At 61.8% G+C, this 17,613-nt stretch carries 21 protein-coding genes; 10 read left to right on the top strand and 11 right to left on the bottom strand.

Annotated features, from left to right (window positions below; genetic code table 11):
- The first annotated feature begins 72 nt into the window (after nt 1–72).
- From fliJ to CFU_RS04910, 10 genes are all read left to right on the top strand, one after another.
- Entirely contained in the window at nt 73–528 is a 456-nt protein-coding gene (gene fliJ, locus CFU_RS04955) for a flagellar export protein FliJ (RefSeq protein ID WP_014004947.1), read from the top strand.
- A gap of 17 nt (nt 529–545) precedes the next feature.
- Nucleotides 546–1,907 (top strand): flagellar hook-length control protein FliK, encoded by a 1,362-nt coding sequence (locus CFU_RS04950; RefSeq protein WP_014004946.1) that lies wholly within the window; start codon nt 546–548, stop codon nt 1,905–1,907.
- Between the two features lie 129 nt (nt 1,908–2,036).
- A complete protein-coding gene (gene fliL, locus CFU_RS04945) occupies nt 2,037–2,510 on the top strand; it encodes a flagellar basal body-associated protein FliL (RefSeq protein ID WP_050808722.1) in 474 nt (157 codons plus the stop codon).
- Between the two features lie 15 nt (nt 2,511–2,525).
- Entirely contained in the window at nt 2,526–3,527 is a 1,002-nt protein-coding gene (gene fliM / locus CFU_RS04940; protein ID WP_014004944.1) for a flagellar motor switch protein FliM, read from the top strand.
- Nucleotides 3,520–3,933, top strand: a complete 414-nt coding sequence (gene fliN, locus CFU_RS04935) for a flagellar motor switch protein FliN (protein ID WP_041741328.1) — start codon at nt 3,520–3,522, stop codon at nt 3,931–3,933. The genes fliM and fliN overlap by 8 nt, the downstream gene beginning before the upstream one ends.
- Complete coding sequence (gene fliO, locus CFU_RS04930) at nt 3,930–4,400, top strand: flagellar biosynthetic protein FliO (protein WP_014004942.1); 471 nt, start codon at nt 3,930–3,932, stop codon at nt 4,398–4,400. The genes fliN and fliO overlap by 4 nt, the downstream gene beginning before the upstream one ends.
- A gap of 59 nt (nt 4,401–4,459) precedes the next feature.
- Nucleotides 4,460–5,221, top strand: coding sequence for a flagellar type III secretion system pore protein FliP (gene fliP / locus CFU_RS04925; RefSeq protein WP_014004941.1), 762 nt, complete (start codon nt 4,460–4,462; stop codon nt 5,219–5,221).
- Nucleotides 5,222–5,232: 11 nt separating this feature from the next.
- A complete protein-coding gene (gene fliQ / locus CFU_RS04920; RefSeq protein WP_041743011.1) occupies nt 5,233–5,502 on the top strand; it encodes a flagellar biosynthesis protein FliQ in 270 nt (89 codons plus the stop codon).
- Nucleotides 5,502–6,296 carry a flagellar biosynthetic protein FliR gene (gene fliR / locus CFU_RS04915; protein ID WP_014004939.1) on the top strand — a complete coding sequence of 265 codons (795 nt, stop codon included), beginning with the start codon at nt 5,502–5,504 and terminating at the stop codon, nt 6,294–6,296. The genes fliQ and fliR overlap by 1 nt, the downstream gene beginning before the upstream one ends.
- Before the next feature lie 116 nt (nt 6,297–6,412).
- A complete protein-coding gene (locus tag CFU_RS04910) occupies nt 6,413–6,922 on the top strand; it encodes a hypothetical protein (protein ID WP_041743010.1) in 510 nt (169 codons plus the stop codon).
- A gap of 15 nt (nt 6,923–6,937) precedes the next feature.
- On the opposite strand, the gene flgL is transcribed toward CFU_RS04910, so the two are convergent.
- From flgL to flgB, 11 genes are all read right to left on the bottom strand, one after another.
- Entirely contained in the window at nt 6,938–8,149 is a 1,212-nt protein-coding gene (gene flgL / locus CFU_RS04905; protein WP_014004937.1) for a flagellar hook-associated protein FlgL, read from the bottom strand.
- A gap of 61 nt (nt 8,150–8,210) precedes the next feature.
- Complete coding sequence (gene flgK / locus CFU_RS04900; protein ID WP_014004936.1) at nt 8,211–10,184, bottom strand: flagellar hook-associated protein FlgK; 1,974 nt, start codon at nt 10,182–10,184, stop codon at nt 8,211–8,213.
- Nucleotides 10,185–10,295: 111 nt separating this feature from the next.
- Entirely contained in the window at nt 10,296–11,243 is a 948-nt protein-coding gene (gene flgJ / locus CFU_RS04895) for a flagellar assembly peptidoglycan hydrolase FlgJ (RefSeq protein WP_041741327.1), read from the bottom strand.
- Nucleotide 11,244: 1 nt separating this feature from the next.
- Nucleotides 11,245–12,384 (bottom strand): flagellar basal body P-ring protein FlgI, encoded by a 1,140-nt coding sequence (locus tag CFU_RS04890; protein ID WP_014004934.1) that lies wholly within the window; start codon nt 12,382–12,384, stop codon nt 11,245–11,247.
- 2 nt (nt 12,385–12,386) lie between these two features.
- Nucleotides 12,387–13,079 carry a flagellar basal body L-ring protein FlgH gene (locus CFU_RS04885; RefSeq protein WP_041741326.1) on the bottom strand — a complete coding sequence of 231 codons (693 nt, stop codon included), beginning with the start codon at nt 13,077–13,079 and terminating at the stop codon, nt 12,387–12,389.
- Nucleotides 13,079–13,861 (bottom strand): flagellar basal-body rod protein FlgG, encoded by a 783-nt coding sequence (gene flgG, locus CFU_RS04880; RefSeq protein WP_014004932.1) that lies wholly within the window; start codon nt 13,859–13,861, stop codon nt 13,079–13,081. The genes CFU_RS04885 and flgG overlap by 1 nt, the downstream gene beginning before the upstream one ends.
- Before the next feature lie 21 nt (nt 13,862–13,882).
- Nucleotides 13,883–14,629 (bottom strand): flagellar basal body rod protein FlgF, encoded by a 747-nt coding sequence (locus CFU_RS04875; protein ID WP_014004931.1) that lies wholly within the window; start codon nt 14,627–14,629, stop codon nt 13,883–13,885.
- Nucleotides 14,630–14,678: 49 nt separating this feature from the next.
- Complete coding sequence (gene flgE, locus CFU_RS04870; protein ID WP_014004930.1) at nt 14,679–15,881, bottom strand: flagellar hook protein FlgE; 1,203 nt, start codon at nt 15,879–15,881, stop codon at nt 14,679–14,681.
- A 77-nt stretch (nt 15,882–15,958) separates the two neighbouring features.
- Nucleotides 15,959–16,618 carry a flagellar hook assembly protein FlgD gene (locus CFU_RS04865; RefSeq protein ID WP_014004929.1) on the bottom strand — a complete coding sequence of 220 codons (660 nt, stop codon included), beginning with the start codon at nt 16,616–16,618 and terminating at the stop codon, nt 15,959–15,961.
- A gap of 78 nt (nt 16,619–16,696) precedes the next feature.
- Nucleotides 16,697–17,104 (bottom strand): flagellar basal body rod protein FlgC, encoded by a 408-nt coding sequence (gene flgC, locus CFU_RS04860; RefSeq protein ID WP_014004928.1) that lies wholly within the window; start codon nt 17,102–17,104, stop codon nt 16,697–16,699.
- A gap of 31 nt (nt 17,105–17,135) precedes the next feature.
- Complete coding sequence (gene flgB / locus CFU_RS04855; protein ID WP_041741325.1) at nt 17,136–17,543, bottom strand: flagellar basal body rod protein FlgB; 408 nt, start codon at nt 17,541–17,543, stop codon at nt 17,136–17,138.
- Between the last annotated feature and the right edge of the window lie 70 nt (nt 17,544–17,613).

The following is a 17,613-nucleotide window of genomic DNA, read 5'->3' as shown; positions in this document are numbered from 1 at the left end:
TACATTTTTCTTGAAAGCCGCCGTTAATACAAAAATAAGACAACGATAAGCCGCAAAGCCTGAAAGGAAATCATGTCAACCACGTTACCGCTCGCCATGTTGATCGAACTGGCCCAGAACAAGACCGATGAAGCCAGTCGGCGCCTGGGACAGCTGCAGCGCGCCCAGATCGGCGCCGCCGAAAAACTGGAAATGCTGATCCGCTATCGCCAGGAATACTACGACCAGCTGCAAAGCCAGATGCAGGACGGATTGCCGTCTTCAAGCTGGCGCAATTTCCAGCACTTCATCGCCACGCTGGACAGCGCCATCGAGCAGCAACGCGCGGTCGCCAGCCAGGCCGATTCGCGGCTGGCGCATGGGCGCAGCGACTGGCAGCAGAACAAGCGCCGCCTGAGTTCCTTCGACACGCTGGCCGAGCGCGCCCGGCAGCAACAGGCGCAACTGGCCAACAAGCGCGAACAGCGCAGCAGCGACGAACACGCAGCCCGCCAGTTCCGGCAACGCATGCTCGCCGCGGCAGAATAATCAATCAAGGAATCGCCATGCCTTTACTTGTTTCATCCAGCCCTGCCGCCCTGCAAGCTGCGCCGTCAGCCGGCAGTGCCGTCAATAATGCGAATTCAAATGCACAGCAGGACGGCGCCGATAATTTTGGCAAGGTCCTGGACCGTTCACTGGCCAGCGCCGACAAGCCGGCTGAAAAGGCGGCAAGCAGCGCCAAGCCAGCCGACCGCGCAGCGCCACGGCGCCAAGCGAGCAGCGACAAGGAGCCAGATCCGGCCGCCGTGCCGGCTCTGGCTTTCCTGGTCTTGTCACAGGCTGGGGCGAAAGCGATTGAGGCCAATCAGCAATCCGGCAGCGATAGTCCGCCACCATCGGCGGCAGAGGGCCAGCTCAACGCGGCAATCGCCGCCGCCGGCGGCAAACCCGCTGCCTCGGCTGCCGTCGCCGCACCGGCCGCAGAGACCGCTGATGCAGACATTGCCACGGCTGGGACAACCCTGCCTGCCGTAGCCCAGCCGGTGACGCAAACCGGGCCGGCTGATGCTGCGCCATCCAGGCCAAACACCGCGGCGCGCAAGGAAGCCGTCAGCGGCGAATACACTAATGTGACGCAAACTGCGCCGCAGTTGGCCGGCCAGGCTGGGGCAGCCAGCAACACCGGCCAGCAAGCATCGCAAGATGATGCGCACGCGAACAAACACGAGCAGCTGGAAAAACCGGAACGCCAGGACAGCCTGACGGCGGTCAAGTCCCCGGCCGGACCAGCAGGCGTCAGCGCCAATGCGAATACCAATGAGATCGGCACGGCCAAGGCAGTCGCCGGCAGCGTCGGCCAGCCGGATCTCACTGTCATAGCGCAGGCGAATCCGGCGATAGCGCACAATCTGGCGGCGGCAACCGTTGCCGCCGCCAGTCCGTCGCCGCCGGCCGCCGTCAAGCTGGCGCTGTTGCCGACTGTCGACAGCGACGGCTGGGGCGCGGCGCTTGGCAAACAAATCGTATGGATGGGCAACAGCAACAACCAGAGCGCGGAACTGCACCTCAACCCGCCCGACCTGGGACCGCTGAAAGTCACGCTGACCATCAGCGACAACCAGGCGCAAGCCATGTTTGTTTCCACCCACCAGTCGGTGCGCACGGCGCTGGAAGCGGCCCTGCCGCAGCTGCGCAACAGCCTGGCTGAAAACGGCATCAGCCTGGGCAACACCTCGGTCAGCGCCGATGCCCAGCAACCGCAGCAACAGCAGCAAGGGGCATTTACCCAGCACCAAGGCAGCCACAGGGGATCGGGCAGCCAGCTCCAGGCCGGTCCAACGGCCAGCGAACTGAATGCAAAAGCGGAACGCAGCGCTGCCGCCGCCGGCAGGAACAGCAACGGCAAGGTGGATATTTTTGCCTGACAGAAAAAAAACAGAATTTCCGGGCGCAACAAATGCAGGATCTGAAGCGCTTTCTCCCTTTATATCAGCAGATGGTTCGAGGCCTTTTTGGCAAAGAATGGACGCTGGAATCTGATGCAGGAAAAACCCATGGCAACCATCACCAACGAAGCAGTGGCAGCACCTAAAAAAAACAAGCTTGGACTGATCTTGATCATGCTCACCGCCGCCCTGGCCGCGGCCGGAGCTGCCTATTATTTCACCATCATGCAGCCAGCCAGCAAGAGCGTCGCCGCACCGGTCCCGGAAACGCCGATCTTTGTCGCCCTCGATCCGTTTACCGTCAACCTGCAGGCAGACGACCGCGATCGTTTCCTGCATATCGGCCTGACCTTGAAAGTGGCGGACGCCAAAAGCCAGGCGCAGATCGTCGAATACCTGCCGGAGACGCGCAGCCGCATCCTCAGCCTGTTGTCGAACCGCGATCCGAATTCACTGATCACCGCCGACGACAAGAGCAAGCTCGCCGCCGAAATCCTCAAGGCATTGAACAAACCCCTGGCCAGCAGCCAGCCGCCGCAGCACATCATCAATGTGCTGTTTACCGCCTTCGTGGTGCAGTAAAACCGAGACCCAGCCATGGCTTATGAACAGCTACTGTCTCAGGACGAAGTAGATGCATTGTTGCAAGGCGTTACCGGCGAGACCGATGCCGCCGCAGCGCCGGCGCCGAATCCGGAAGGCGTGCAAGCCTACAATCTCGGCACCCAGGAACGTATCGTGCGCGGCCGCATGCATACGCTGGAAATCATCAATGAGCGTTTTGCGCGCCAGTTGCGCAGTTCCCTGTTCAATTTCATGCGCCGCAGCGCCGACATTTCGGTAGGCGCGGTCCATGTCCAGAAGTACAGCGAATTCATCCGCCACCTGCCGGTGCCGGCCAATATCAACCTGCTGCACATGAAACCCTTGCGCGGCACGGCGCTGTTCGTGTTCGATCCGAACCTGGTGTTCCTGGTGGTCGACAACCTGTTCGGCGGCGACGGCCGTTTCCACATGCGGGTCGAAGGCCGCGATTTTACCCAGACCGAACAGCGCATCATCACCCGGCTGCTGAACCTGGCGCTGGATAGCTACGGCAGCGCCTGGAATCCGATCTATCCGCTCGAATTCGAATACGTGCGGGCGGAGATGCATACCAAGTTCGCCAATATCGCTACGCCCAACGAAGTGGTGGTCAACACCACTTTCCACATCGAGTTCGGTCCCATCGGCGGCGCCCTGCATATCTGCATCCCGTATTCGATGATAGAGCCGATACGCGACCTGCTCTCCAATCCGGTGCAGGACGAGGTCGAAGTCGACAAGCGCTGGGTCAAGCAACTGTCGCAGCAGGTGCAAAGCGCCGACGTGCAGTTGAAAGTGGATTTCATGAACATCCCGTCGACCATCGGCCAGCTGCTGAAACTGAAAGTCGGCGACGTCCTGCCGATAGAAATGCCCGAAACAATCGTGGCCAAGGTCGATGGCGTGCCGGTGATGGAATGCGGCTACGGCACCTCAAACGGCCGTTACGCGCTGCGGGTAGAAAAAATGATCAATCACCGCGAAGGTGATTTAAAGGGGAATGAACATGAGTGACGAAAACAAGCCGGATCCGAATGCCGAAGCCGCCGACGACTGGGCCAGCGCGCTCGCTGCCCAGACCGCCGCTTCGCAGCCGGAACCGGCGCCGGCCGCCAAGGTGTTCCAGCCGCTCAGCGGCGACACCGCCGAAGTCGCCAAGACCGATATCGACATGATCCTCGACATCCCGGTGCAGATGACCGCCGAACTGGGGCGTACCAGGATCACCATCAAGAACCTGCTGCAGCTGGCGCAAGGTTCGGTAGTCGAGCTGGACGGCCTGGCCGGCGAACCGATGGATGTGCTGATCAACGGCTACCTGATTGCCCAAGGCGAAGTGGTGGTAGTCAACGACAAGTTCGGCATCCGGCTGACAGACATCATCACGCCGTCCGAACGCATACACAAGCTGAACCGATGAAATCCCTGTCCCTGGCGCGGCGCGCGCTGCTGCTGTTGGCATGCGTGGCCCTGCCCGCCTCTGCCATGATCGCCGCGCCTGCCGCAACCGCAGTGCCGTCCACGCCGTCATGGGGTGCGGCCGGGCTGTTGCAGGCGGCTTCCGGCCTGGCGGTGGTGCTTGCGCTGATTTTCCTCTGCGCCTGGGCGGCGCGCCGGCTGGGACTGCAAAAGCACAACAGCGGCCGCCTGGTCAAGGTCGTAGCCAGCACCGCCATCGGCCAGCGCGAACGGGTGGTGGTAGTCGAAATCGGCGGCATCTGGCTGGCGCTGGGAGTGACTCCAGGACGGATTCAATCGTTGCACGCCATGCCGGCGCAGGAAATGCCGGAAGATCCCAAGCTGCCGATCAGGCAAGGCGCTATCGCTGCCGGCAATGCCGCCAGCGCCTTTGCGCAAAAGCTGCGAGAGTCGCTAGGCCGCAAATAGGTCCATCTCAATATTGCACCCAGCCGCACACCATTTACCCATTAGAACCGATCGGCAGAATGCGTCCTCTTTCCTTCCTCGCGCAACACCGCAAACTGCTGACAGCGCTATTGCTGACGCTGCTGCCCACCATCGCCGCCTCCCAGGCGCTGCCCGGCATCACCAGCACCACCGGCCCCGGCGGCAGCCAGACCTGGTCGCTCAGCGTCCAGACCATGCTGCTGCTGACTTCGCTCTCATTCCTGCCGGCGCTGCTGCTGGCGATGACCAGCTTCACCCGCATCATCATCGTGCTCGGTCTGCTGCGCACCGCGATCGGCGCCCAGAGTTCGCCGCCCAACCAGATCCTGGTCGGACTGGCGCTGTTCCTGACTTTTTTTGTGATGTCGCCGGTATTCGACAAAGCCTACAGCGACGCCTACAAACCCTTTTCCGACAACAAGATCAGCGCCGAACAGGCGCTGGAGCGCGGCATCCAGCCGTTCAAGCAGTTCATGCTGAAGCAGACCCGCGAAGGCGATCTGGCGCTGTTCGCCAGGCTGGCCCAGGCGCCGCAGATGCAAGGACCGGAAGAAGTGCCGCTTAGGATACTGGTGCCAGCGTTTGTCATCAGCGAACTGAAGACGGCGTTCCAGATCGGCTTCACCATCTTTATCCCGTTCCTGATCGTCGACCTGGTGGTGGCCAGCGTTCTGATGTCGATGGGGATGATGATGGTTCCGCCCGCCACCATTTCACTGCCGTTCAAGCTGATGCTGTTCGTGCTGGTCGACGGCTGGCAGCTGCTGATCGGCGCCCTGGCCCAAAGTTTCTATACCTGAGGTTGCACAAAATGACTCCCGAATCGGTAATGGCCTTGGGCTACCAGGCGATGAAAATGACTCTCCTGCTGGGCGCGCCGCTGCTGCTGGTGGCCCTGGTCAGCGGCTTGATCATCAGCCTGTTCCAGGCCGCCACCCAGATCAATGAGATGACCTTGTCGTTCATTCCCAAGCTGCTGGCGGTATGCGCCACCATGGTCATCGCCGGGCCGTGGATGCTGAACTCCATCCTGGACTACATGCGCCAGCTGTTTTCCAGCATTCCGCAGCTGGTTGGCTGATGTCGCCGGTCTTGTCGGTCACGTCCGCGCAACTGAGCGCCTGGATAGTAGCGTTTGTGTGGCCCTTTGTCCGGATGCTGGCCCTGATCAGCGCCGCTCCCGTCTTCGGTGAAAAAAACGTGGCGCGCCAGGTCAAGGTCGGCCTGGCTGCGTTGCTGGCGATCGCCATCGCCCCTGCCCTGGGCGCCATGCCGTCCGTGCCGCTGGTCTCGGCCGGCGGCGTCTGGATCCTGATCCAGCAAGTGCTGATCGGTTCCGCCATGGGATTTTCGATACGACTAGTGTTTGCCGCGGTACAAGCCGCCGGCGACTATGCCGGCCTGCAGATGGGATTGTCGTTCGCGTCCTTTTTCGACCCCAGCAGCGGCGGCAACACCATGGTGCTGGCCAGCCTGCTGAACATGCTGGCGATGCTGATCTTCCTGGCGGTGGATGGCCACCTGATGGTGATCAGCACCCTGGTCGAAAGCTTCCACGTCCTGCCTGTCTCGGATGCGCCGCTGGCGGCAGAGGGCTGGCATTTCCTGGCGCTGGCCGGCGCCAATGTCTTTTCCGCCGGCCTGATGCTGGCGCTTCCCCTGGTTGCCGCCCTGCTGACCCTGAACCTGGCGATGGGCATCCTCAACCGGGCCTCGCCCCAGCTGAGCATATTTGCCGTCGGCTTTCCCCTGACCCTGCTGGGCGGGATCCTGATGCTGCAGCAGCTGATGCCGCATCTGGCGCCGTTCCTGGAACAGGAATTTGCGCTTGGACTTGCTAACATGCTGCACCTGGCGCAGGCCTTGCATCCATAGGGAAAACCAAGACTGCATCAAATTCCGTGCAGGTCCATGCCAACTGGGCAGATGCTTATGTCAAAATAGCTTCGGAATTGAACCATGACAACAGAATCTTCATTCACAGGAAACCGATGCGTACGTTAACCCGCTGGCGAGAAACCACCATCCTTTTGGCCTGTACTGCTTTAATTCCTGTCAGTTCGCATGCGGAACAAGGCGAGCTGTTTGGCTGGATAGAGAACCAGCCGATCAGCGAGACATGGCTCAATGCCGGTTTCTATTCCTATCATTTCAACCGCGACAAGGGGCTCAACAACAGCAACCTGGGGTTCGGCGCCGAATACCGGTTCTCGACCGTGGCTTCCGCCACCGCCGGCAGGTTCTACAATAGCGACCGCGAGTACTCTAATTACATCGGCGTGTATTACCAGCCGGTGCATGTCGGGCCGGTGCGCCTGGGATTCGTCGCCGGCGGATTCAACGGTTACCCGAAAATGCGGCGCGGCGACTGGTTCCTGGCCGCCATTCCTGTCGCCAGCTACGAATACAAGAACGTCGGCTTGAACCTGGCGGTGATTCCCAGTTATAAAGACAGGCTGTACGGCGCCCTGTCCTTTCAATTGAAAATCAAGGTCTTTTAATCCTGGCGGAAAGACTTACAGGTAATTCAACAGCGAAATCTTGCGGATCTGGACAAAGGTCTGCTGGGTCGCCTGCAACGCCATCTGCCGCTGGTACAGTTCGGTAATCGCACTGGTGTAATCCAGGTCCTGGATATCCGACAGATAACTCTTGTCCGACAGGTTGCGGGCGTCGCCATTGGTGTTGAGAGTATCGAGCTCCTGCATGCGCGAGCCTACCGAAGAGCGCACCGTCAATACATTGTCGAGAGAGTTGGACAGCTTGACGTTCGCCGTGCTCAGGGAATTCTGCAATTGCGCCTTGGCGGCCAGGGTGCCGTTATCTACCGGCGTCTTGAGCGCGCCGATCAGGTCGCTGAGCGCGCCGAACATGTCGGGATTGGCGTTCTTTGCGGTGTTGACGTTGAAGCTGTCGCCGCTGGCGGGGGCGCCGGTCAAGACGATTTGCAGGCCGCCAAACTGGATCGGCGAACCGGATGTGTAAGTGCCCGTCGTCGCCACCGGCGGCGTATCCGAATTGGTCACGCTGAACGTGGTGGCCGAGGTAAAGCTGATGGAGAAATTCTTGCCGAAATCGGGATTGGTGGCGTCGATCACCGAGGTGGCGCCATATACGCCGTCGCCGCTGTTGGCGGCAGCAGAAGTCGCTACATAACCGGAGCTGTTCTGCGCAGTCTGGAAAATGCTGCGGCCGTCGTCGGTGCCTGCCATTTGCCGCGAGATATCGACCTGCAGCAGCTGCTGGCCCTGGTCGCCGACATATTGCACGCCGCCGCCGTTCTGCTGCACAAAAGGCGCACTGCCGCTCTTGAAACCGGCAAACAGGAACTGGCCGTTGCCGTCGTCGGTATTCGCCAGGCCCAGCAGCTGGTCGTAATTGCTTTGCAAGGTGGTGGCGATCGATGCGCGGTCGGCATCGGTCATGGTGCCGTTGCCGGCTTGCACCACCAGCCCTTTGATATTTTGCAGTAGCGTGGTGACGCTTTGCAGCGCATTGTCTTCCAGGCCCAGCGTGCGCGACGCCTGGGCGCGGCTGGTCGAATACTGGTCGTTGAGGGAAATCGATTGCGATGCGCTCAGCGCTCGGGTCGCGCCCAGCGGATCATCGGACGGCGTCAGGATTTTTGACATGGCACCTATCTGCTGTTGCACACGCAACAGGCTGGTTTGCTGGGAGCCCATCGCGGACAGGCTTTGGTCATAAAACGACTGGGTACTGATACGCATCTTGTTTTCCTTGACTTGTTTTCCTTGACTATCGTCCTGCCTGCAGATCCGGGCGGGCCAATTAACTGGCGATCCCCAGGATCGCGTCGAACATGGTCGACGCCGTCTGGATCACCTTGGCATTGGCCTGGTACATTTGCTGGTACATCAGCAGGTTGGCCGTTTCCTCATCCTGGTTCACACCCGACACCGATTGCTGGGCCGACTTGATTTGCGCCGCCAGGCTGGTTTGCGCGGTATTGGCGATGGTCAGCTGGCTGGCCTTGTTGCCGATGCTGCTGACCAGCTGGCCATAAGCGTCGGTATAGCTAGCGGTGCCGCCGGCCAGGGTTTTCTTGTTTTGCAGGGCGCCCAGCAGCAAGGCGTTGCTGCCGTCCGATACGCCGCCGGTATTCGGTCCGATGGTGAAGCTGTCGCCGTTCACCGGCTTGCCGCTGACGGTGGCGGCGATGCCGTTGAAGCTGTATGACGCGCCATCGGTATAACTGACCGCCGCGCCGGCCGCATAGTTGACCACCGTGCCGTCTGGATTGGTGACCTTGACTGCCGCGCCGGCAGGGAAACCGGACAAGCTGGCCGGCGTGGTGGTGCTGTCGTATTTCAGCGTCAGCGGGCTGCTCAGCGGCGCTCCCAGGTATGAAGCATCGACCTTGCCGGCGCTGATGCCGGCGCTGCCCTGGTTGGTTGCGGCCTTGCCGGTGACGATGGGCGACGCCGCTGCTATCTTGGCCGGATCGGTCACCGTCACCGTCAGGTCGCGGGCGCCGGTGCGGGTCGGCTGCACCAGGAAGGAATCGCCGATTTGCGGCGTGCCGCTGGCGGCTTGCAGCGATACGCCGTCGAAAGTGAGCGGTAGGCTGGCGTAGCTGCCCAGCACTTTGTTGTCGGACAGGCGAGTCACGGAATATTGCGGCGTGCCGGCCACATTGACATAGTCGACCCGGTAATCGCTGGTGGTCAGCTGGCTGGTGTCGCTGAACGACGGCGTGACCTGCAGGTTGCCGGTGTTACGGGAATTGGCGATCGCCGCCGGGCTGGCTTGCGAAAAGAAATCCTGGCCGGCGGCGCCGTTCAGGTCTATGCCCAGCTTATGCTGCGCATTGAAGGTATCGGCCAGGCCGATTGCCATCCGTCCCAGCGCGTTCTGGGCGTCGCCCAGGGTCTGGTTGCGGAACTGCATCAGGCCGCCCAGCGAACCGCCGCTGAGCACGCTGTCCTGCATTTCCACCGCAACCCCGGCGGCGTTCACCAGGGCCACCGAAGTATGGCTTGGATCGGCGGCAGAGGTGACTGCCTTCAGGGTCGATGCCTTGTCGCCCAGCACCAGGGTCTGGCCGCTGCCGATGAACACATTGTACTGGCCGCCATCCTGCACCACCACCTTGGTCGCCACCAGCTGTCCCAAGCTGTTGACCAGGCTGTCGCGCTGGTCCAGCAAATCGTTCGGGGCCTGGCCGCCGGCAGCATTGCTGAGCAGGGCGATCTGCTTGTTGATATTGGCGATCTGGGTGGCGTAGGTGTTGATCTGGTCGACCGAACCGGCGACCTGGTCGTTGACGTTGGCGTTCAGGCCGGTCAGCACCTGGCTCATGGTGCGGAACTGGTTGGCCAGGGCCTGGCCGGAGCTGATCAGCTGCTGCCGCGCCGCTGCATCGGCCGGCGTATTGGCGACCGCCTGCACACCTTTGAACATGGTCTGCAGCATCGGCGCCAGGCCGGTGGTCTGGTTGGCCAGCAGGTTATTGATCTGGTTGATCTGGGTCGAGTAAGCCGACAGCGCCTGGTTGGTCGATTGCGCCTGGTTCAGCTGCGCACTCAGGAACTGGTCGTAGCTGCGGGTGATGTCGACCACCTGGGCGCCGTTACCGAAGAAGCCGACGCTGGGCCTGTAGGTGCCGCCGGCGGAGACCACCTGCGCCATCTGCCGGCTATAACCGGGCGTATTCACATTGGCTGTATTGTGGCCGGTGGTCATCAATGCCGCTTGCGCCGCGTTGAGTCCGCTGAGTCCGGTGAAAAACATGCTGTTCGACATACATTCTTCCTTTTAGAAGGCAAGCGCCCGGCGTTGCTGCCAGGCTCACCTGAGGTATAACGGCAGCAGCCACGGAAATTTGAGGGAAATGTCCGATTCCACGGAAAAAAATCAGAGGATCTGCTTGAGGATGCGCACCAGCTTCTCGCCATACTGCGGATCGGTGGCGTAACCGGCGCGCTGCAGGCCGTGCGCCGCTTCGGCCGGATCGCGCGTGGCCAGCACCTGCGCATAACGCGGATTGCCGGCCAGGAAACGGGCGTAATCGGAAAACGCTTCCTCATACGATGCATAAGCGCGGAACGAGGCCGTGGTCTGCTGCGGCAGGCCGTCCACATATTCGGTGGTGGCCGCCTGTACTACCGGCCCTTTCCAACCCTTGCCGGCCTTGATGCCGAACAGGTTGTGACTGCCGCTACCGTCCGCGCCCTTGATTTCGCGCTTGCCCCAGCCCGACTCCAGTGCGGCCTGCGCCAGGATCAGTTGCGACGGCACGCCGCTGGCGCGGCTGGCGGCCTGCGCCGGCGCAGTCATGCGCGACAGGAACTGGTCGACATAGGCTTGCGGACCAGTTCCTGCATTCCGTCCGGAACCGGAAGCTGCGTCATACAAGGAAAGGTTTTGCACGCTGCCGGGATTCGCCGGCGCCGCAGCTGCCGGCTGGCCGCGATTCTGATCGGCAGCCGATGGCGGCATCTTGCCGAGCGGCGACGGCTGCTGCTGCGACTGGTCGACGGCGCGGCTGAGCTGGGCCTGCATCGCTTCGGCCAGGCCCAGGCCGCGCCCGGACAGGTTCTGCGCCAGCTGCTGGTCCAGCATCGAGGTATACATTTTTTCCTGCTGGCTGTCGAACATGCCATCCGAAGGCGTCGCTTCGCGCATGCTCTTCAGCACCATCTGCATGAACATCGCTTCGAACTGGCGCGACACCTGCTTCAAGCCGTCTTGCGGCGAATTCCTGGTAGTGCGGCGCAAGGCGTCCACGCCCTGCACGTCCAGCGCAAAGCGCTGGTCGAGGTCGCCGCTGCGGCTGTTGCTGACAGGACCGGATGCGCTCATTTCAGATGACTTCAAGTTCGGCGCGCAAGGCGCCAGCGGCTTTCATCGCCTGCAGGATGGAAACCAGGTCCTGCGGATTGGCGCCCAGCGTATTCAAGCCCTTCACCACATCGGCCAGCGAAGCGCCGTTCTTGACCACCTGCAAGGCGCCGCCGGCCTGGTTCAGCTGGATTTGAGAAGTTTGCGTCACCACTGTGCTGCCGCCTGAAAATGGCCCCGGCTGGCTGATCACCGGCTGCGTATTGATCACCACCGACAGATTGCCATGCGCCACCGCACAATCCAGCACCCGCACGGTCTGGTTCATCACCACCGAACCGGTGCGGGCATTGATGACTACCCGCGCCACCGCCTGCGCCGGCGTGATGTCGAGGTTTTCCAAACGCGCCAGGAAACTGACTCGCGCTTCCGCCAGTGCCGGAGCCGCCACCTGGATCACGCGTGCATCGAGGGCGCTGGCGGTGCCGGCGCCGAAACTGCGATTGATCGCATCGACTGCCTTTTGCGCCGTGCCGAAATCCGAGGCATTCAATTCCAGGGTCAAGGTGTTGGCCTCGCCCAGCGGCGAACTGACCGCACGCTCGACGATGGCGCCGGCAGGAATGCGGCCGGAACTGAGCTGGTTGATCTGCACCTTGCTGCCGTTGGCCGAGGCGCCGGCGCCGCCGACCACCATGTTGCCCTGGGCGATCGCGTACACCATGCCGTCGGCGCCCTTGAGCGGCGTCATCAGCAAGGTGCCGCCGCGCAGGCTCTTGGCGTTGCCCATGGAAGATACGGTGACGTCGATGTTCTGGCCGGGCCGGGCGAACGACGGCAAGGTAGCCGTCACCATTACCGCCGCCACGTTCTTCAGCTGCATGTTGGTGCCCGGCGCCATCGAGATGCCGAGCTGCGACAGCATGTTGTTCAAGGTCTGGGTGGTGAACGGCGTCTGCATGGTCTGGTCGCCGCTGCCGTCCAGGCCGACCATCAGGCCGTAGCCGATCAGCGGATTGTCGCGCACGCCCTGGATGCTGGCCAGTTCCTTGAGCCGTTCCGCTTGCGCCGAGGGCGCGCCGCAGAGGAAACAGAACGCCAGAAAGGCAGCGCTGCAACCGTGTCCGGAAAATGGCAAAAACCGCTGGAATATTGATCGCATGGTCAGAACGGTAAGACGTTGAGGAAGAAGCGCTGCAACCAGCCCATGGTCTGTGCTTCGTCGATGTAGCCCTTGGCGCTGTATTCGATCCTGGCGTCCGCCACCTGGGTTGAGGCCACGCTGTTGTTGCCGCTTACCGTACGCGGATTGACCACGCCGGAGAAGCGGATGAATTCGGTGCCCTGATTGATCATCATCTGCTTCTCGCCGCTGACCATCAGATTGCCGTTGCCCAGCACCTCGGTGACGGTGACGGTGATCACGCCGTTGAAAGTATTAGCGGCATTGGCGCCGCCCTTGGCAGTCAGTGCGTTGGTGGCTTTGGCGTCGGTATCGAGGTTGCCGAACAGGCCGCCGAAAATCTTTGGTATTGCTGTCAGGCCGCTGCTGGTGCTGCCGTTGCGGCTGGCGTTGGCCGCCGAGTTCTTGCTGGCGTTGACGTTTTCGCTGACGATGATGGTCAGGATATCGCCGACATTGCGCGGCCGCCGGTCCTCGAACAAGGCCTGGCTGCTATAGCCGGACTGGTAGATGGCGCCGTTCACCGCGACTGCCGGCCGTACTTCGGCGCGCGCGGTCATCGGCTGCTGCACCAGCGGCTCGCGCGGCAGCTGCGCGCAGCCGCCCAGCAGCATGGGGATCAGCACCGGCGCCAGCACCAAGCCCCTGGCGCAATATTTGATAACCGCCGTCATCACAACTGCGTCAGGCGCTGCAACATCTGGTCTGAAGTAGTGACCGCCTTGCTGTTGATTTCGTAGGAGCGCTGGGTCTGGATCATGTTTACCAGCTCCTCCACCACATTCACGTTCGACGATTCGACATAACCCTGGCTCAGCGTGCCGGCGCCGTTCTGGCCTGGCGTAGTCTGGTTGGCGGTGCCAGAAGCATTGGTTTCCGTGTACAGGTTCTCGCCGTTGCTTTGCAGACCGGTCGAATTCAGGAAGGTAGCCAGCTGGATCTGGCCGACCTGCACGCTGGCGGTGCTGCCGGCCTGGGTCACCGATACCGTGCCGTCCTTGGCGATGGTCATGCTGGTGGCGTTTTGCGGAATGGTGATGGCCGGCTGCACCGGATAGCCGCTGGCGGTGACCAGCTGGCCGGTGGAATCGGACTGGAACGAGCCGTCGCGGGTGTAGGCAGTGGTGCCGTCCGGCATCTGCACCTGGAAAAAACCGTCGCCGGTGATCGCCACATCCTTGGTATTGTCGGTCTTGGTCGGATTGCCCTGGGTATGGATCCGTTCCGTTGCCACCAGCCGCACGCCGGTGCCGATCTGCAAGCCGGACGGCAGATTGGTCTGGTCCGAAGTCTGGCCGCCCACCTGGCGCAGGTTCTGGTACATCAAGTCTTCGAACACCGCGCGGCTGCGCTTGAAGCCGGTGGTGCCGACGTTGGCCAGGTTGTTCGATATCACGTCGAGCTGCTGCTGTTGCGCGTCGAGGCCGCTTTTGGCGATGGAAAGTGAACGTATCATGGTGAAATTCCTGTCTAAAAATTAGCTGCTCATGCTCAGCAGCTGATTGGCCCGCTGGTCGTTTTCGTCGGCGCTCTTGACCGCCTTCATCTGCATTTCGAAACTGCGCGCATTGGCGATCATTTCCACCATCGCCGACACCGGATTGACATTGCTGCCTTCCACCGCGCCGGTCTGCAGCGTTACTGCCGGATCGGCATCCGGCGCGGCAGCCCCGGCGCGCATCCGGAACAAACCATCGTCGCCACGCAGCAAATCGCTGGCTGCCGGATTGACCAGTTTCAAGCGGCCCACCTGGGCCACGTTGGTGGCCGGATCGCCGGCGCCGATGGCGCTCACCAGTCCATCGGCGGATATCATCACCGCGGCGCCGGGCGGCACCGCCATCGGTCCGGCGTCGCCGATCACCGGCAGCTTGTTCATCGTCATCAGCTGGCCGTCGGCGCCCACCTGCAGGTTGCCGACCCGGGTATACGCCTCGCCGCCGTCCGCGGTCTGTACCGTCAGCCAGCCATCGCCGCGCACCGCGACATCCATCGGCCGCCCGGTTTCGGTCAAGGGTCCTGTACTCATGTCAGCGCCGGGCGTCGAAGCCACCACGAAAGCCCGGGTCGCCGCTTCCTCGCCGACTACCGGCACGGCGCGGAAATTGTTCAGTTGCGCGCGGAAACCGGGAGTCGAGACGTTGGCCATGTTGCTGGCCACCGAAGCTTGCTGCTCCATGGCCTGCTTGGCGCCGCTCATGGCGATGTAGATCATGCGGTCCATGTGCTCTCCCGGTCTGCTGCCGTTGCATTAATGATGGAAGAATCCATCATCAGCGCATGCTCACCAGGGTCTGCATGACCTGGTCCTGGGTTTTCACGGTCTGTGCATTGGCCTGGTAGGTACGCTGCGCAATGATCATGTTGACCAGTTCGGCGGTGAGGTCGACGTTGGACGACTCCAGCGCGCCCGAAGTCAAGGAGCCAACCTTGGTGCCGGCGCCCGCCGTCCCGACCAGCGGCTGGCCTGACGCTGCCGTTTCAGCCCAGACATTGCCGCCCTTCGATTGCAAGCCGTCCGGATTGGCAAAGGAAGTGAGGACGATCTGGCCCAGGGTCTTGGTCTGTTCGTTCGAATACTTGCCGGTGACCGTGCCGTCCGGGTTGATGGCGAACGCGGTCAGGCTGCCGGAGGTATAACCGTCCTGGGTCTGCTTGGCGACCGCGTTGTCGTTGCCGAATTGGGTGGTGCCGGTCAGGTTGATCGTGAAGTTCATCGGCGCCGCGCCGTTTGCCAGTGGTACTGCGGCAGGAGCCAGGGTGCCGGCGGCAGGCGTCAGCATCTTGCCGGCCGTATCGAAGGTCAACGAGCCGATATTGCTGCTGGCGCCGCCATCGACGGTCTGGTAGACATCCCAGGCATTCGCCGCGGTCTTTACGAAGAAATTCGTGATTTCATGCGGATTGCCCAGCGAATCGTAGCCGGTCACCGCATTCTGGTAGTTGAAACTGGTGGAATCGGTCGCATTGAACGGCGTCGTGACGGGCACCGTGCTGCGCGAATCTATGTTGTATTGCGCATTGATCTTGGTGGTAGCGTTCGGCGTCATCGCGGCAGCCGGCAGCTGCAAGGCAGCCGGCGTGCCGCCGGCGATGCTGCCATTGGCGCCGACCTGATAACCGGTCACGCGCAGGCCGCCGGAATTGACAATGTAGTTGTCCTTGTCGATAGTGAACTGGCCGTTGCGCGAATAGGACACTTCGCCGGATGGGCTGGCCAGGCGGAAAAAACCGTCGCCGTTGGTGATCGCCACATCCAGTGCACGGGTGCTGGTCTGCACCGCGCCCTGGGTGAAATTCTGCGAAACGCCGGCCACCTGGGTGCCAAGGCCGACCCGCGAACCCGCGTACACATCGGCAAACAGGACACTGCCCGCCTTGAAGCCCACGGTGCCCGAGTTGGCGACATTATTGCCGATCACATCGAGATTGCTGGAACTTGCATTCAAACCGCTTACGCCTTGTTGAAAACCCATGGTCCACTCCTTTTGAAATCAATTTGCGGCAATTTTTTCAGCTTCCGGGTTGCGGAAAAATAATGAAAAAGCCGGATTTATAGAAATTGCTTAACGTCGCTCAATGCCGTCGTACCGGCCGCGCCCAGGTTCAACGTCACGCCGCTGGCTGTCTGCGCCACGCTGGCGACCTGCGAATACGTCAGCGTGTTGGCGGCGACTGCGCTGCCGCCGACGGAAGCGGCCACGCTGATTTTGTAGGCGCCGTCGCCCATCGCGCTGCCGGTATCGTTCTTGCCGTCCCAAGACAAGGTCTTGGTGCCTTGCGGCAGCGCGCCGACGTCGATGGTGCGCACGGTATTGCCGGCGGCGTCGGTGATGGTGACCTTGACCGTATCGGCCGCACCTTGCATGTCCAGCCCGAAAGAGGTAGCAGCGCTGTCCTTGAGCGCGACGCTGCTGCCCGGCGTCAGCACCGTGTGGCCGATCAGCGACGCCGCCTGCAAGGTCTGGCTGGCGCCGGTCTGCGCCACCAGCGAGGTCAGCGTGCTGTTCAGGTTCTCGATGCCGCTGACGGTGCTCATCTGCGCCAGTTGCGACGTCAGCTCCGCATTGTTCAGTGGATTCAGCGGATCCTGGTTATTCAGCTGGGTAACCAGCAATTTGAGAAAGCGCTGTTCCTGGTCGGAACTGCTGGATGCAGCCCCGGCCAGCGCCCCTGCTGCGCTGTTGTCGGTTGAAACTCCAGATACTGCCATGATGGTTTTCTCCTGAGGCGGCGCCGGTACGGCGGCCGCGGATTAATCGTTCAAATCGGAACTGCAATCGACGCTGCGTTATTGGCCAATGGTCAGCGTCTTGAGCATCATGTTCTTGGCGGTACTGAGCACCTCGACATTGGCCTGGTACGAGCGCGAAGCGGAAATCATGTTGACCATTTCTTCCACCACGTTGACGTTAGGCATGGCGACGTAGCCGCCGGCGTTGGCCAGCGGATGCTTGGGGTCGTACACCATGCGCAGCGGCGACTGGTCTTCCACCACGCCCGCCACCTGCACGCCGCCGACCTGGTCCTGCTGCTCGCCCGCCGCCACCGCGAACACCACCTGCTTGGCGCGATACGGCTGGCCGTCGGGACCGGACACGCTGTCAGCATTGGCCAGGTTGCTGGCAGTAACGTTCATGCGCTGCGATTGCGCGCTCATGGCGGAACCGGCAACGTCGAAAATATTCATGGATGGCATGGCTTGATCCTCGCTGGCTAAGACGGAAAGTTCATTGCTGCACCGCCGACAGCAGCGACTTGATCTGGGCGCCGATGACGGTCAGGCCGGATTCGTAGTGGACTGCGTTGTCGGTGAAATTGACGCGCTCGACATCCATCTCGACGGTATTGCCGTCGATGCTGGACTGGGTCGGCACCCGGTACATCAGGTCCGGTTCGCTGATCGCCATGGCTTCGCCTTGAATGTGGCGGGCGGAAGTAGTCGCCATCGTCACCGACTGCGCTTGCCGGCCGTGCTCCATCGCTTGCGCCAGGCTGCTGCTGAAATCGAAATCGCGCGCCTTGTAATTCGGCGTATCGGCGTGCGCGATGTTCGACGACAGCACTTCTTGCCGACGCGCCCGCAGATTCAGCGCTTCCTGTTGAAAGCGCAGTGCCGCATCCAGTTTGTCTACCATCTTGTACCTGCCCTCAACAGACCTTTTGATGAAAACGATTATAGGTAGCGGCAACTGGCGGCAATCATCG

The organism is Collimonas fungivorans Ter331 (assembly GCF_000221045.1).
In the GTDB taxonomy this organism is placed as follows: domain Bacteria; phylum Pseudomonadota; class Gammaproteobacteria; order Burkholderiales; family Burkholderiaceae_D; genus Collimonas; species Collimonas fungivorans_A.
This window is presented reverse-complemented; position numbering and strand designations above follow the sequence as displayed.

Excerpts from the sequence above, each read along its gene's own strand:
- fliJ (WP_014004947.1), top strand. The coding sequence starts at position 73 with ATGTCAACCACGTTACCGCTCGCCATGTTGATCGAACTGGCCCAGAAC.
- CFU_RS04950 (WP_014004946.1), top strand. The coding sequence starts at position 546 with ATGCCTTTACTTGTTTCATCCAGCCCTGCCGCCCTGCAAGCTGCGCCG.
- fliL (WP_050808722.1), top strand. The coding sequence starts at position 2,037 with ATGGCAACCATCACCAACGAAGCAGTGGCAGCACCTAAAAAAAACAAG.
- fliM (WP_014004944.1), top strand. The coding sequence starts at position 2,526 with ATGGCTTATGAACAGCTACTGTCTCAGGACGAAGTAGATGCATTGTTG.
- fliN (WP_041741328.1), top strand. The coding sequence starts at position 3,520 with ATGAGTGACGAAAACAAGCCGGATCCGAATGCCGAAGCCGCCGACGAC.
- fliO (WP_014004942.1), top strand. The coding sequence starts at position 3,930 with ATGAAATCCCTGTCCCTGGCGCGGCGCGCGCTGCTGCTGTTGGCATGC.
- fliP (WP_014004941.1), top strand. The coding sequence starts at position 4,460 with ATGCGTCCTCTTTCCTTCCTCGCGCAACACCGCAAACTGCTGACAGCG.
- fliQ (WP_041743011.1), top strand. The coding sequence starts at position 5,233 with ATGACTCCCGAATCGGTAATGGCCTTGGGCTACCAGGCGATGAAAATG.
- fliR (WP_014004939.1), top strand. The coding sequence starts at position 5,502 with ATGTCGCCGGTCTTGTCGGTCACGTCCGCGCAACTGAGCGCCTGGATA.
- CFU_RS04910 (WP_041743010.1), top strand. The coding sequence starts at position 6,413 with ATGCGTACGTTAACCCGCTGGCGAGAAACCACCATCCTTTTGGCCTGT.
- flgL (WP_014004937.1), bottom strand. The coding sequence starts at position 8,149 with ATGCGTATCAGTACCCAGTCGTTTTATGACCAAAGCCTGTCCGCGATG.
- flgK (WP_014004936.1), bottom strand. The coding sequence starts at position 10,184 with ATGTCGAACAGCATGTTTTTCACCGGACTCAGCGGACTCAACGCGGCG.
- flgJ (WP_041741327.1), bottom strand. The coding sequence starts at position 11,243 with ATGAGCGCATCCGGTCCTGTCAGCAACAGCCGCAGCGGCGACCTCGAC.
- CFU_RS04890 (WP_014004934.1), bottom strand. The coding sequence starts at position 12,384 with ATGCGATCAATATTCCAGCGGTTTTTGCCATTTTCCGGACACGGTTGC.
- CFU_RS04885 (WP_041741326.1), bottom strand. The coding sequence starts at position 13,079 with ATGACGGCGGTTATCAAATATTGCGCCAGGGGCTTGGTGCTGGCGCCG.
- flgG (WP_014004932.1), bottom strand. The coding sequence starts at position 13,861 with ATGATACGTTCACTTTCCATCGCCAAAAGCGGCCTCGACGCGCAACAG.
- CFU_RS04875 (WP_014004931.1), bottom strand. The coding sequence starts at position 14,629 with ATGGACCGCATGATCTACATCGCCATGAGCGGCGCCAAGCAGGCCATG.
- flgE (WP_014004930.1), bottom strand. The coding sequence starts at position 15,881 with ATGGGTTTTCAACAAGGCGTAAGCGGTTTGAATGCAAGTTCCAGCAAT.
- CFU_RS04865 (WP_014004929.1), bottom strand. The coding sequence starts at position 16,618 with ATGGCAGTATCTGGAGTTTCAACCGACAACAGCGCAGCAGGGGCGCTG.
- flgC (WP_014004928.1), bottom strand. The coding sequence starts at position 17,104 with ATGCCATCCATGAATATTTTCGACGTTGCCGGTTCCGCCATGAGCGCG.
- flgB (WP_041741325.1), bottom strand. The coding sequence starts at position 17,543 with ATGGTAGACAAACTGGATGCGGCACTGCGCTTTCAACAGGAAGCGCTG.